12 protein-coding genes are annotated in these 12,970 nt (G+C 70.2%); 4 read left to right on the forward strand and 8 right to left on the reverse strand.

Going from position 1 to position 12,970, the window contains the following annotated elements; all coding sequences use genetic code 11:
• Positions 1-34 precede the first annotated feature (34 nt).
• Positions 35-529: an LURP-one-related family protein gene (locus ABZ453_RS37140; RefSeq protein ID WP_208781505.1), complete on the reverse strand. Its 495-nt coding sequence runs from the start codon at positions 527-529 to the stop codon at positions 35-37.
• Entirely contained in the window at positions 526-1,527 is a 1,002-nt protein-coding gene (locus ABZ453_RS37145) for a helix-turn-helix domain-containing protein (RefSeq protein WP_359022190.1), read from the reverse strand. The genes ABZ453_RS37140 and ABZ453_RS37145 overlap by 4 nt, the downstream gene beginning before the upstream one ends.
• Positions 1,528-1,579: 52 nt before the next feature.
• On the opposite strand from ABZ453_RS37145, the gene ABZ453_RS37150 reads away from it, so the two are divergent.
• Positions 1,580-1,972: a cupin domain-containing protein gene (locus ABZ453_RS37150; RefSeq protein ID WP_359022192.1), complete on the forward strand. Its 393-nt coding sequence runs from the start codon at positions 1,580-1,582 to the stop codon at positions 1,970-1,972.
• Positions 1,973-2,001: 29 nt separating this feature from the next.
• Positions 2,002-3,858 carry an NHL domain-containing thioredoxin family protein gene (locus tag ABZ453_RS37155; RefSeq protein WP_359022194.1) on the forward strand — a complete coding sequence of 619 codons (1,857 nt, stop codon included), beginning with the start codon at positions 2,002-2,004 and terminating at the stop codon, positions 3,856-3,858.
• 6 nt (positions 3,859-3,864) lie between these two features.
• Here ABZ453_RS37155 and ABZ453_RS37160 read toward each other — a convergent pair whose 3' ends face one another.
• The 5 genes from ABZ453_RS37160 to ABZ453_RS37180 all read right to left on the reverse strand — a co-directional run bounded on the left by ABZ453_RS37160 (position 3,865) and on the right by ABZ453_RS37180 (position 9,004).
• Complete coding sequence (locus tag ABZ453_RS37160; RefSeq protein ID WP_356769957.1) at positions 3,865-4,029, reverse strand: hypothetical protein; 165 nt, start codon at positions 4,027-4,029, stop codon at positions 3,865-3,867.
• 59 nt (positions 4,030-4,088) lie between these two features.
• A complete protein-coding gene (locus ABZ453_RS37165; RefSeq protein ID WP_359022196.1) occupies positions 4,089-5,249 on the reverse strand; it encodes a glycosyltransferase family 2 protein in 1,161 nt (386 codons plus the stop codon).
• Between the two features lie 155 nt (positions 5,250-5,404).
• Positions 5,405-5,656 (reverse strand): DUF6458 family protein, encoded by a 252-nt coding sequence (locus ABZ453_RS37170; protein ID WP_133044020.1) that lies wholly within the window; start codon positions 5,654-5,656, stop codon positions 5,405-5,407.
• A gap of 81 nt (positions 5,657-5,737) precedes the next feature.
• On the reverse strand, positions 5,738-7,030 hold the full coding sequence (locus ABZ453_RS37175; protein WP_208781849.1) for a M18 family aminopeptidase: 1,293 nt from the start codon (positions 7,028-7,030) through the stop codon (positions 5,738-5,740).
• A gap of 132 nt (positions 7,031-7,162) precedes the next feature.
• Positions 7,163-9,004 (reverse strand): acyl-CoA dehydrogenase, encoded by a 1,842-nt coding sequence (locus ABZ453_RS37180; protein ID WP_359022199.1) that lies wholly within the window; start codon positions 9,002-9,004, stop codon positions 7,163-7,165.
• A 163-nt stretch (positions 9,005-9,167) separates the two neighbouring features.
• Between ABZ453_RS37180 and ABZ453_RS37185 the strand changes: the two genes are divergently transcribed.
• A complete protein-coding gene (locus ABZ453_RS37185) occupies positions 9,168-9,635 on the forward strand; it encodes an SseB family protein (RefSeq protein ID WP_133044023.1) in 468 nt (155 codons plus the stop codon).
• A 110-nt stretch (positions 9,636-9,745) separates the two neighbouring features.
• On the forward strand, positions 9,746-10,717 hold the full coding sequence (locus ABZ453_RS37190) for a pirin family protein (RefSeq protein WP_359022201.1): 972 nt from the start codon (positions 9,746-9,748) through the stop codon (positions 10,715-10,717).
• 19 nt (positions 10,718-10,736) lie between these two features.
• Here ABZ453_RS37190 and ABZ453_RS37195 read toward each other — a convergent pair whose 3' ends face one another.
• Positions 10,737-12,848: a SpoIIE family protein phosphatase gene (locus tag ABZ453_RS37195; RefSeq protein ID WP_359022203.1), complete on the reverse strand. Its 2,112-nt coding sequence runs from the start codon at positions 12,846-12,848 to the stop codon at positions 10,737-10,739.
• Positions 12,849-12,970: the final 122 nt, after the last annotated feature.

Below are 12,970 nucleotides of genomic sequence, written 5' to 3' on the forward strand. Positions count from 1 at the left end.
CGTCCGGAAGCCCTCAGCCGCGCTCCGTAAGGCGTCAGTCCTCCTCGCGTTCCTTCTCCGCCAGATGGATCACGCACACCGTCACCGCAATCAGCAGCGCCGGGTCCGCGTCGTCGCGGACGACGTCGACGCCGTACGTGTCCCGGATGTGCAGCCAGCGGCGTGAGATGACGGCGAGCAGCTCACCGTCGTACTCGATGGCGAACTCCCGGTCGAGGATCTTGCCGCTGACGTCGAGTTCGGTGCCGTCTACGAGCGTCACCCGGTAGTGGTGGCGCAGCAGCGACAGGCGCTTACGTTTGATCTTGGCGAGGGTCTCGCCGTCCCGTTCGATCACCATGGTGTCGCGCAGGGCGAACATCTTCTGGTGGATGTCGATCAGGACCCGCCCCTGGGTGTCCTTCAGCTCGAAGGTGTCCCTGAGGCGCATCGCCTTGCCGTCGACGAGGAAGACCTTGCCGCCGTGCTCGTCCTCGATCCAGTAGTCCTCGCCGAAGCCGAGGAGCCGGTCGCGTACCTGGAATCTCATGTCCCCACCTCTTCCCCGGGCGTCGGCCCGAAACGCCGCCGGTAGGCCGACGGGCTGAGCCCAGTCTCGCGCCGCACGCGCGCGCGGAGGTTGGCGGCGCTGCCCAGGCCGCTCCTCGCGGCGACGACGTCCAGCCGTTCCTCCCCGCGCTCGATGAGACGGCAGGCGAGGGCGACGCGTTCCCCGGTCAGCCAGCCCAGCGGGGTCGTGCCCAGCTGGACGCGGAAACGGCGGTGCAGGGTCGCCGGGGACACCGCCGCCCGGGCCGCCAGGTCCGCCACCGTCAGCGGCTCGCCCAGCCGCTCCTGCGCCCAGGCCAGCAGCGGTCCCAGCGACTCGTCGGGCACGTCCGGCACGGGCCGCTCCACGAACTGCCGCTGTCCGCCGTCCCGGTGCGAGGCGAAGACCAGCCGCCGGGAGACGGCGTTCGCGAGCTCCGCGCCGTGGTCCCGGCGCCAGATGTGCAGCCCGAGGTCGAGCGCGGCCGCGCTGCCCGACGCCGTGAGCAGATCGCCCTCGTCGACGAACAGCACGTCCGGTTCCAGCAGCACCTTCGGATGCAGCTCCCGGAACAGGTCCGCCCAGCGCCAGTGGGTGGTGGCCCGGCGCCCGTCCAGCAGCCCGGCCTCGGCGAGCGCGAAGGTCCCGGTGCAGAAGCTGACGACGCGGGCGCCACGCGCGTGCGTGCGGCGGATCGCCTCCAGTACGGCCTCCGCGCGCGGGACGACGTTGTCGGGCCGCCCCGGGACGACGAGGGTGTCCGCCCCGTCCACGGCGTCCAGCCCGGGCAGCCCGGTCAACGTGAAGAACCCGTGGTTCATCCGCACCTCACGCGCGGGCGCGCACACCGTCACCTCGTACAGCGGCCCCGCGAGCCCCAGTTCGGGCCGGGGCAGCCCGAACAGCTCGGTCGCCACGCCCACCTCGAAGGGGTTGGTGCCCTCGTCGACGATCACCGCGACCCGGTGCGGAGGGGGCTGAGAGGATCCTTGCGGCATATGCGATTTCTAGCACTCACGCACCGTCCCGGCCCACCCCCACGATGGACCCATGACCACGGAACCCATCTCCCTGTCCGCCGCCCTCGCGTCCTTCACGGACCGCTGGAGCCCGCGCATCGTCACCGCCGTCAACGACTACGACGTCCGCGTCGCCAAGGTCGAGGGCGAGCACGTCTGGCACGTCCACGACCACACCGACGAGTTCTTCCTGGTCCTGGACGGCGAACTCCGCATCGCCCTGCGCGAACCCTCCGGCGAACGCACGGTCGTCCTCCCCAGGGGCTCCGTCTTCACGGTCCCCCGCGGCACCCACCACAAGCCCTACGCCCCGATCCCCGCGGAGATCCTGATGCTCGAACCCACCGGCACCCTCACGGTCGGCGACCACCACGAGGAGATCCCCGACCACGTGGACGCGACGACGGGCCACGCGCTTTCGTGACTGTCAGTGGCGGGTGGCACTCTTGAGCCATGACCGACTCCCCTCCCCGACGCGTCCGCGTCCGAGCCCCCGAGCTGGTGGGCAAGGGCGGCTGGCTGAACACGGGCGACCAGCAGTACACCTTGTCCGACCTGCGTGGACGCATCGTCGTACTCGACTTCTGGACATTTTGTTGCGTGAACTGTCTGCACGTCCTCGACGAGCTGCGGGAGCTGGAGGAGAAGCACGCCGACACCGTCGTCGTGATCGGGGTGCACTCTCCGAAGTTCACGCACGAGGCCGAGCACGCGGCGGTGGCCGACGCCGTGGAGCGGTACGGGGTGGCGCATCCGGTGCTGGACGATCCGGAACTCGCGACCTGGAAGCAGTACGCGGTGCGGGCCTGGCCCACGCTGGTGGTGATCGACCCCGAGGGGTACGTCGTCGCGCAGCACGCCGGTGAGGGGCATGTGCACGCGATCGAGCGGCTGGTGACGGAGCTGGAGGCGGAGCACGAGGCGAAGGGGACGCTGCGGCGCGGCGACGGGCCGTACGTGGCGCCGGAGCCGGAGCCGACCACCCTGCGCTTCCCGGGCAAGGCGCTGGTCCTGCCGGGCGGCACCTTCCTGGTCAGCGACACCACCCGGCACCAGCTGGTGGAGCTGGCGGCGGACGGGGAGACGGTGGTGCGCCGCATCGGCTCCGGTGCGCGCGGGTTCGCCGACGGTTCGGCGGAGGCGGCGGCCTTCAACGAGCCGCAGGGCCTCGCCCTCCTCGACGAGGCCGCGGTCGTCGTCGCCGACACCGTCAACCACGCCCTGCGCCGCCTCGACCTCGCCACCGGCGAGGTCACCACGCTCGCCGGCACCGGACGCCAGTGGTGGCAGGGCTCGCCCACGTCGGGTCCGGCGCGCGAGATCGACCTCTCCTCCCCGTGGGACGTGGCCCTCTTCGGCGGCAAGGTCTGGATCGCCATGGCCGGCGTCCACCAGCTGTGGGCGTACGACCCGGCTGGGGGCACCGCCCAGGCGTTCGGCTCTGGGGGAGGGACGGTCGCCGTCACGGCCGGCACCACCAACGAGGGGCTGGTCGACGGCCCGGGCTCCGAGGCCTGGTTCGCCCAGCCCTCCGGACTCGCGGCGACCGCCGACCGGCTCTGGCTGGCCGACTCCGAGACCTCGGCCCTGCGCTGGGTGGACCTCGACGGCACGGTCCGCACCGCCGTCGGCACGGGCCTGTTCGACTTCGGTCACCGCGACGGCCCGGCCGGACAGGCCCTGTTCCAGCACCCGCTGGGCGTGACGGCCCTCCCCGACGGCTCGGTGGCCGTGAGCGACACCTACAACCACGCCCTGCGCCGCTACGACCCCTCGACCGGCGAGGTCACCACCCTCGCGACCGACCTGCGCGAACCGAGCGACGCGGTGCTGGTGGGCGAGGACATCGTGGTGGTCGAGTCGGCGCGGCACAGGCTGACCCGGCTGCGTCTGCCGGAGGAGGCGGTCCGGGTGGAGTCGGTGGCCCACCGCACGCGGCGAGCCGCCACCGAAGTCGCCCCCGGCAGGCTCCTGTTGGACGTGATCTTCCAGGCTCCCGCGGGCCAGAAACTGGACACCCGGTACGGCCCCTCGACCCGCCTGCTGGTGTCGTCGACGCCCCCCGGGCTCCTGCTGAAGGGCGAGGGCGCCGGCACCGACCTCTCCCGCACCCTGGAGCTCGCCCCCGGGATCGCGGAAGGAGTCCTGCACGTCTCCGCGATGGCCGCGTCCTGCGACGACGACACGGACAACCCCTACCCGGCCTGCCATGTCCACCAGCAGGACTGGGGGGTTCCGGTCCGCCTCACCGAAGGCGGGGCGGACCGGCTGCCGTTGGTACTGGCCGGAATGGACGATTCGGCCGGCTGACCGGGGTCAGCGGCGGCGCGTGCGCGGCGCCAGCTTGAACAGGGCCACCCCTGCGGCCATCAGGGTGGTGGCCGTGACGAGCAGCGCCATGCTGTTCATCCACATGCCCGTGGCGGCCAGGGTGGCGCCGCCGGCGCCCGTGGTCCCGGCGCCGATCACTCTTCCGTACATGTCGTGCTTCTCCTAGCGGTGTGCGGGGGTTGGTTCGCGGGGGGTGGGTCAAGGGGGTGTCAGGTCGCCACCCACTTCTCCTCGCTGCGGCGCACCAGCCCCCACAGCGAGGTGAAGTAGACGGCGTGCTGGAAGAGGTCGTAGAGCATCTCGGGGACCATCAGCGCGGCGACCAGCACCGCTCGAGGCCCGGCGCGCCGTACGGAGACCGTCTTCTCGACCACGAAGAGCAGCCCGATCGCCGTCCAGAACGGGGAGAAGCCGGGCCAGCCGTACAGCGTCGTGTAGGTGACCATGTAGGTCAGATAGACCAGGAAGCACAGGGCGCCGAAGCCCATCATGAACTGCTGCATGAAGTAGCGCGCGGTGACCCGGGTCCAGCCGTAGTCGCGCAGGTTCTCCAGTGCGCCCCGCTGCCAGCGCAGCCGTTGGTGCCACAGCTTGCCCAGGGTCGGCATGACCTCGGTGGTGACCGCGCAGCCGGCCGGTGACATGGCGCGGTAGCCGAGGGTCTTGACGGCCTTCGTCATCTCGTCGTCCTCGGTGAGCGAGGCGAGACTGTAGTAGCCGTTGCCGCCGCCGATGACCCCGGCCCGGCGGGCCGCGCGGACCTCACGCAGCACCCGCGCGCGGAACATCGTGCCGGTGCCGGTGAGCACCTGTGCCTTGCCGCCGGAGCGTTCCAGTTCCCAGGCGTAGCGGTGGAACTCCATGCGCTGGAGCAGTCCGAGGAAGCCGCCGCCGTCCTCGCCGTAGAACACCCCGCCGACGGCGCCGACCTTGCGGTTGAAGGTGCCCATCGCGGTCTCGTTGAACCACGGGTCGAGCACGGTGTCCGCGTCCTGGACCAGCAGCAGGTCGCGTTCCTCGAGATGGGGCAGCACCCAGGCGATGGCCTGGTTGAGGGCGCCGGCCTTCTTGTGGGTGTTGCCCTGGGTGTGGAAGACCTGCGCGCCGTGGGCGGCGGCGATCTCGGCCGTGGCGTCGGTGCAGTTGTCGCACACGACGACGATCAGGTCGGGACGCCGGGTCTGCCGCCACAGGCCCTGGACGGCGTCGGCGATGCGGTCCTCTTCGTTGTGGGCCGGGATCAGCACCACGAGCCGCAGCGGGCCGTCGAGTTCGTCGGGTGCGGCATGGGCGCGACGTGCCGCGTGCCGTCGCGAAGGCCGTGGCCCCGGGACGGGCGCCACGGCGGTCGTCTCCGCCGGGTGGTGCACGGGGAGCCCTCCGGGTGTGCTGATGGTTCACGCCCGGCACGTGCGACCCCCCGGGCACTACAACACTCCGGAGTCTTCACTATTTTCACACAAGCCAACAAGACACCCCTGATCACGGAATGCTCACGGTTGTCGTTGCTTGCCCTGTGTGTCCGTCACATGCCGTATCCGTCGGAGTATCCGTCCGTACGACGGTGGCGAACCTCCTCCTCCACGACCGGTGTCGTCGGCGGTACCACGACGCGCCGGCGCCGGGCGATGCCGCTGAAGGTGCTGATCCCGATCAGGCCGACGATCATCAGGATGATGCCGACCAGGTCGAGGTTGACCCCTTGCATGTGCCAGTCGGTCGCGAACGTGAGGATGGCTCCCACGGCGATGAGGATGATGCACCCGCCGAGGCCCATGAGTGTCGCCTCCCTGTCCGGTCGTTGCGGTAGAACCCGAGTACCCGGACGGACATCACCCATGCGCCACGGCTCGGTTGACTATCCCTCCAGGAACGCCACCAGCGAATTCGCCAGCAGATAAGGGTCGTTCGCGCCGCACAGCTCCCGGACGCTGTGCATGGACAGGATCGCGACGCCGATGTCGACGGTCTTGATCCCGTGCCGGGCCGCGGTGATCGGGCCGATGGTCGTGCCGCAGGGCATGGAGTTGTTGGAGACGAAGGACTGGAAGGGGACGTTCGCCTTCTCGCAGGCGGCGGCGAACACCGCGCGGCCCGAACCGTCGGTGGCGTAGCGGTTGTTGACGTTGACCTTCAGGATCGGCCCGCCGTTGACCCGCGGGTGGTGCGTCGGGTCGTGCCGCTCGGCGTAGTTGGGGTGCACCGCGTGACCCGTGTCGGACGACAGGCACACCGTGCCCGCGAAGGCTCTCGCCCGGTCCTCGAAGGACCCGCCCCGCGCGAACACCGACCGCTCCAGCACACTTCCGAGCAGCGGTCCGTCCGCCCCGGTGTCCGACTGCGAGCCGTTCTCCTCGTGATCGAAGGCGGCCAGTACGGGGACGCAGGGCAGGTCGGTGCCGCTGACGGCGGCGAGCGCGGCCACGCCCGCGTGCACCGACAGCAGGTTGTCCATGCGCGGCCCGGCGAGAAGCTCCTTGTCCCGGCCCAGGTACGCCGGCGGCTCCACGGAGTGCGTCATCAGGTCCCAGCCGGTCACCTCGCCCGCCGCGAGCCCCGCGCTCTCCTCCAGGAAGGCGATCAGATCGCCGTCGCGCACGTCGTTGCCCAGACCCCAGACCGGCAGCATGTGGCGCTGCTTGTCGAGCTTGAGGCCCTCCGCCGACACCGAACGGTCCAGATGGATGGCGAGCTGCGGCACCCTCAGCAACGGCCGGTCGACATTGACCAGCCGGGTCGAGCCGTCCCGCAGGGTCAGCCGGCCGGCCAGCCCCAGGTCACGGTCGAGCCAGGAGTTCAGCAGCGGGCCGCCGTAGATCTCCACGGCCACCTGGCGCCAGCCGTGCGCCCCCGTGTCGGGCAGCGGCTTGACCCGCAGGTTCGGGGAGTCGGTGTGCGCGCCGACGATACGGAACGGCGTGTGGGGCGCCGCGCCCTCGGGGACGTACCAGGCCACGATCGCGCCGCCGCGCAGCACGTACTTGCCGCCGCTCGTCCCGTCCCAGGCGTCCGTCTCCGCGACCTGCCGGAACCCTGCCTTCTCCAGCCGCTCGGCGGCACTCGCCACCGCGTGGTACGGCGACGGGCTCGCCGTCAGGAAGGACATGAGGTCGTCGGTGTGGCCGCGGTCGAAGCGGGGGGGTTCGCTCATGGGGTTCACCTTAACGACGTACGAGGGCCCACTCCGCGTACAGGGAGCGGGCCCTCGTGAGGGCGATGTGGAATTTTGGCTACCCAGATCCGGCGACGACGGAACCCACAACCGGCGGGACCGGAGCCCCGACTAGAACGCGGCCTCGTCCAGCTCCATCAGGTCCAGGTCGACGCCCTCGGCGAGCTTGCGCGCGCCGGTGACGCCCGGCAGGACGTTGGCCGCGAAGAACTTCGCCGCCGCGATCTTGCCGGTGTAGAACGCCACATCTTTAGAAGACACAGCCTTCGCGGAGGCGGTCTCCAGCTTCTCGGCGGCGACCGCGGCGCCCTTGAGCAGCAGGTAGCCGACGACCACGTCACCGGAGGCCAGCAGCAGGCGGGTGGTGTTCAGGCCGACCTTGTAGATGTTCTTGACGTCCTGCTCGGTGGCCGCGAGGTCGGTCAGCATCAGGCCGACGATCGCCTCCAGCTCGACGGCCGCCTTCGCGAGGTGCTCACGGGCGCCGGCCAGCTCCTCGCCGCCGGTGCCCAGCGCCAGGAACTTCTTGATGTCCTCGGCGAGGGAGTTCAGCGCCGCGCCCTGGTTGCGGACGATCTTCCGGAAGAAGAAGTCCTGGCCCTGGATCGCCGTGGTGCCCTCGTACAGGGTGTCGATCTTGGCGTCGCGGATGTACTGCTCGATCGGGTACTCCTGCAGGAAGCCGGAGCCGCCGAAGGTCTGCAGCGACTGGGCGAGCTGCTCGTAGCCCTTCTCGGAGCCGTAGCCCTTCACGATCGGCAGGAGCAGGTCGTTGAGCGCGTGCTCGGTCTTGGCGTCCTCGCCGTTCGCCTCCTTGACGGCGATCGCGTCCTGGATGGAGGCGGTGTAGAGGACGAGCGCCCGCATGCCCTCGGCGTACGCCTTCTGCGTCATCAGCGAACGGCGCACGTCGGGGTGGTGGGTGATGGTGACCTTCGGCGCGGTCTTGTCCATGAAGTTCGCCAGGTCCGGACCCTGGACGCGCTCCTTGGCGTACTCCAGGGCGTTCAGGTAGCCGGTCGACAGCGTCGAGATGGCCTTCGTGCCGACCATCATCCGGGCGAACTCGATGATCCGGAACATCTGGCGGATGCCGTCGTGCTTGTCGCCGATCAGCCAGCCCTTGGCGGGGTGCTTGTCGCCGAAGGTCATCTCGCAGGTGTTGGAGGCCTTCAGGCCCATCTTGTGCTCGACGTTGGTGGCGTACACGCCGTTGCGCTCGCCCAGCTCGCCGGTCTCCCAGTCGAACAGGTACTTCGGCACGAGGAAGAGCGACAGACCCTTGGTGCCGGGGCCGGCGCCCTCGGGACGGGCCAGCACGTAGTGGAGGATGTTCTCCTCCATGTCGTGCTCACCGGAGGTGATGAAGCGCTTCACACCCTCGATGTGCCAGGAGCCGTCCTCCTGCTGCACCGCCTTGGTGCGGCCGGCGCCGACGTCGGAACCCGCGTCGGGCTCGGTGAGCACCATCGTGGAGCCCCAGGTGCGGTCCACCGCGATCTGCGCCCACTTCTTCTGCTCCTCGGTGCCCTCCTCGAAGAGGATGCGCGCGAACGCCGGGCCGGAGGAGTACATCCAGACCGCCGGGTTGGCGCCGAGGATCAGCTCCGCGTACGACCAGATCAGCGAGGGCGGGGCGGTCGTGCCGCCGATCTCCTCGGGCAGGCCCAGGCGCCAGTACTCGGAGTCCATGAAGGCCTTGTAGCTCTTCTTGAAGGACGCCGGGACCGGCGCGGTGTTGGTCTCCGGATCGAAGACCGGCGGGTTGCGGTCGGCGTCGACGAAGGACTCCGCCAGCTCGTTCTCCGAGAGACGGGTCAGCTCCTCGAGGATGCTCCTCGCGGTCTCGGTGTCCATCTCCTCGAACGGTCCGGTGCCGTACAGCTTGTCGCGTCCGAGTACTTCGAAGAGGTTGAACTCGATGTCGCGGAGATTCGACTTGTAGTGCCCCATGGCGACGGCTCCGTAAGAGAGATCGGCGAGGCACTGGTGGATCCTCGCGCTAGTTCACGTACCAACAAGTGGCTACGATGATGCTACCCGTCGGTAATAAGAAGCAACCCCGATCCGGCCATCTGTGACCGAGCCCTCGTGCGGGGTCAGTACCCTGTGGTGCATGTACGGCTACGACCAGAACGTTGGGGCCCAGCAGCAGTACGGCGTCCCGCCGCAGCAGCAGATGCCGGGCGGGTACGGCCAGCAGCCGCCGCTGTACCCCGAGCCGTCGCCGCCGTCGCTCGCGGACGCGGTGCGCGCCTTCACCACCGGGCAGATGTCGGCCGAGGACTTCCAGCAGGTCTTCGCCACCTCCAAGGTCTACTGCCCGCGTGGCGACAACCCCGGTTTCCTCGCCCTGCACAACACCCAGCAGCCGGTGATCCCGATGTTCACCTCGCTGAAGGAGCTGCGCCGGTACGCGGGCAAGGAGTCCAAGTACTTCGTGATCACGGGGGCCGAGGTCATCGACCTCCTGCCCACCGGCTACGGCTTCGTCCTCGACATGGAGGGCGAGCACCGGATGGTCTTCGACGCGAAGGCGGTCGAACAGATGGTCGACTTCGCGATGCGCAGAATGTACGGCTGAACCGCTCGCGCAGCCGGGAGCCCGGAGGGAATGCCCTCCGGGCTCTCTCTGTTGTGGGGTAGCAGAAAGTTCAATGCTCAACTAAAATGGCCGCACAAGGAGGTACCGACATGCCCGCTGTGACCGTCGAGAACCCGCTGACCCTGCCGCGCGTGGTCGCCCCGGCCGACGCCGTGGCCCGTCCCGTACTCGCCGTCACCACCGCGCCCAGCGGTTTCGAGGGCGAGGGCTTCCCGGTGCGCCGTGCGTTCGCCGGGATCAACTACCGCCACCTGGACCCGTTCATCATGATGGACCAGATGGGGGAGGTGGATTACGCGCCTGGAGAGCCGAAGGGGACCCCCTGGCATCCGCACCGCGGCTTCGAGACCGTCACCTACATCATCGACGGGATCTTCGACCACCAGGACAGCCAGGGCGGCGGCGGCACCATCACCAACGGCGACACCCAGTGGATGACCGCGGGTTCCGGCCTGCTGCACATCGAGGCCCCGCCGGAGGCCCTCGTCATGTCCGGCGGTCTCTTCCACGGTCTGCAGCTGTGGGTGAACCTCCCGGCCAAGGACAAGATGATGACGCCCCGCTACCAGGACATCCGCGGGGGCCACGTCCAGCTGCTGACCTCCCCCGACGGCGGCGCCCTGCTGCGGGTGATCGCCGGTGAGCTGGACGGTCAGGCGGGCCCCGGTATCACCCACACCCCGATCACGATGATCCACGCGACCCTCGCGCCGGGTGCGGAGATCACCCTGCCGTGGCGGGAGGACTTCAACGGGCTGGCGTACGTGCTCGCGGGCAAGGGTGCGGTGGGTGCCGAGCGGCGCCCGATCCACCTGGGCCAGACGGCGGTGTTCGGCGCGGGTTCCTCCCTCACCGTCCGCGCGGACGAGAAGCAGGACTCCCACACGCCGGACCTGGAGGTCGTGCTCCTCGGCGGACAGCCCATCCGTGAGCCCATGGCCCACTACGGCCCGTTCGTCATGAACACCCGCGAGGAGCTCCAGCAGGCGTTCGAGGACTTCCAGAAGGGCCGGCTGGGGACCATTCCCGCCGTGCACGGGATGACCGAGGGCGGCCTGTAAGGCCCCCTCGGCGGGCGGGCTACGCGTCCTCGTAGAGCTCGAACCAGATGCTCTTGCCCTCGCCGCGGGGGTCCACGCCCCAGGACTGGGCGAGGAGCTCGATGAGGACCAGGCCGCGGCCGGAGGAGGCCATCTCGCCGGGGCGCCGTTTGTGCGGGAGGTCGTCGCTGGTGTCGGTGACCTCGACGCGCATCCGGCGGCCCCCGGGCTCGCCCCGGACCTCGGCCTGCATCAGCGCGTCCGCGTCCGTGTGCACCAGGACGTTGGTCAGCATCTCGGACAGCAGCAGCACCGCCGAGTCGACCTGGTCCGGGGAGGGCCAGTCGTGGAGCAGTTCACGCAGGTGCTGGCGGGCCACCGCGACGCGTTCGGGTTCGGCCTGCGCGACGGAGAGCATCGTGCGGCGGACCGTGGGCGCCGGGGTGAGTGTGTGGTCGAGGCCGCCGTCCTCCCCCGGGCGGCACAGCAGCATCACCGCTATGTCGTCCTCGCGCCGGTCCGCGAGCGGACCCGTGGTGTGGTGGGAAGAGGGGCCGTGCACGCCCTGGACCAGGGCGTCGGCCAGTTCCTCCAGGTCGCCCTTGTGGTCCTCGAGGATCGTACGGATGCGCTGCCAGCCGCTGTCCAGGTCGTGACCGCCGGTCTCGATCAGGCCGTCGGTGCAGATCAGCATCGTCTCGCCGGGTTCCAGCGTGATGCGGGTGGTGGGGTAGTCGGCGTCCGGGTCGATGCCGAGCGGGAGGCCGCCGGCCGTCGGGCGGGTCAGTACCGTGCCGTCCGCCATCCGGATCGCCGGGTCGGGATGGCCCGCCCGGGCGATGTCGAGGATGCCGGTCACCGGGTCCGCCTCGACGTACAGACACGTCGCGAAGCGCAGGTCGGGGGACTCGGGGTCGCTGTCCGCCATGCCGTGCAGGAAGCGGGAGGCGCGGGAGAGGACCGCGTCGGGGCGGTGGCCCTCGGAGGCGTAGGCGCGCAGGGCGATACGGAGCTGGCCCATCAGACCCGCCGCGCGCACGTCATGGCCCTGGACGTCGCCGATGGCCAGGGCGAACCGGCCGTTGGGCAGCGGGATCATGTCGTACCAGTCGCCGCCGACCTGGAGGCCGCCGCCGGTGGGGACGTAGCGGGCGGCGACGGTCATGCCCGGTATCTGGGGGCCCAGCATCGGCAGCATGGAGCGCTGGAGGCCGTCGGTCAGAGCGCGTTCGGTCTCCTGGGCGCCGGCCCGGGACAGGGCCTGGGCGAGCATCCGGGCGACGGTCGTCAGCACCGAGCGTTCGTCGGGGGTGAAGGCGACGGGATAGGCGAAGGAGGCCATCCAGGCGCCCATCGTGCGTCCGGCCACCGTCAGCGGCAGGAAGGCCCAGGACTGGCGGCCGAAGCTCTCCACCAGCTGCCACATCACCGGGTAGCGGGTCTTGTAGTCGGCGGGGGAGGAGAGATAGACGGCACGGCCGGTGCGTATGACCTCGGCGGCCGGATGGTCCGTGTCCAGGGGCATGGGGGAGAACGGGTCGCCGTCGCCGGGCTGGTAGCCGTACAGGCCGACGATGGTCAGCCGGTCGCCCTCGACGCCGAACACCGCGAGCCCGTCCGGGGAGAATCCCGGCATCGACAGCCCCGCCGCGACCCGCAGCACCTCCGCGGTCGAGCGCGCCTCGGCCAGCGCCCGGCCCGCGTCCAGCAGGAACGCCTCCCGGGAGCGCCGCCAGTCGCCCGTGACGGCACTGCGCCCGGCCGGTGTGCCGGGCGTCGGTTCGGTCACCTCCTGGAGGGTGCCGATCAGCTGGAAGGCCTGTCGCTCCTTGTCGTACGACGGCTTGGAGCGGGAGCGGACCACGCGGATCACCCGGCCGTGCTCGTCCATGATCCGGATGCGGACCTCGGCGAGGGTGCGCTCGGCGACGGCGAGACCGACCACGCTGATGATCTCGTTCCAGTCGACCGGGTGCAGCCGGGACCGGGCCTGGGCCTCGGTGAGGGTGGTCTGTACGGCGGGCAGGCCAAGCAGCCGTGCCGCCTCGGAGTCGACCGTGACCAGCTCGGTGGCGGTGTCCCAGTGCCACAGGCCGGTCGCGAGGGTGGCGAGAACCTCCCCCACGGGCGGCAGAGGCTCGCCAGTGCGCATTGCCCCACTTTATGAAGAGGTGATCGAGGCGTGCCACCGATCATCGACAGTTCGTGCGGTTTGATGCCCGGAACCGAGCGGTTGGACGTCGCAGGACGACCGCCCTCAATGGTGGGGAGCTG

This window comes from Streptomyces sp. NPDC005799 (assembly GCF_040630525.1).
Lineage (GTDB): Bacteria > Actinomycetota > Actinomycetes > Streptomycetales > Streptomycetaceae > Streptomyces > Streptomyces griseorubiginosus_B.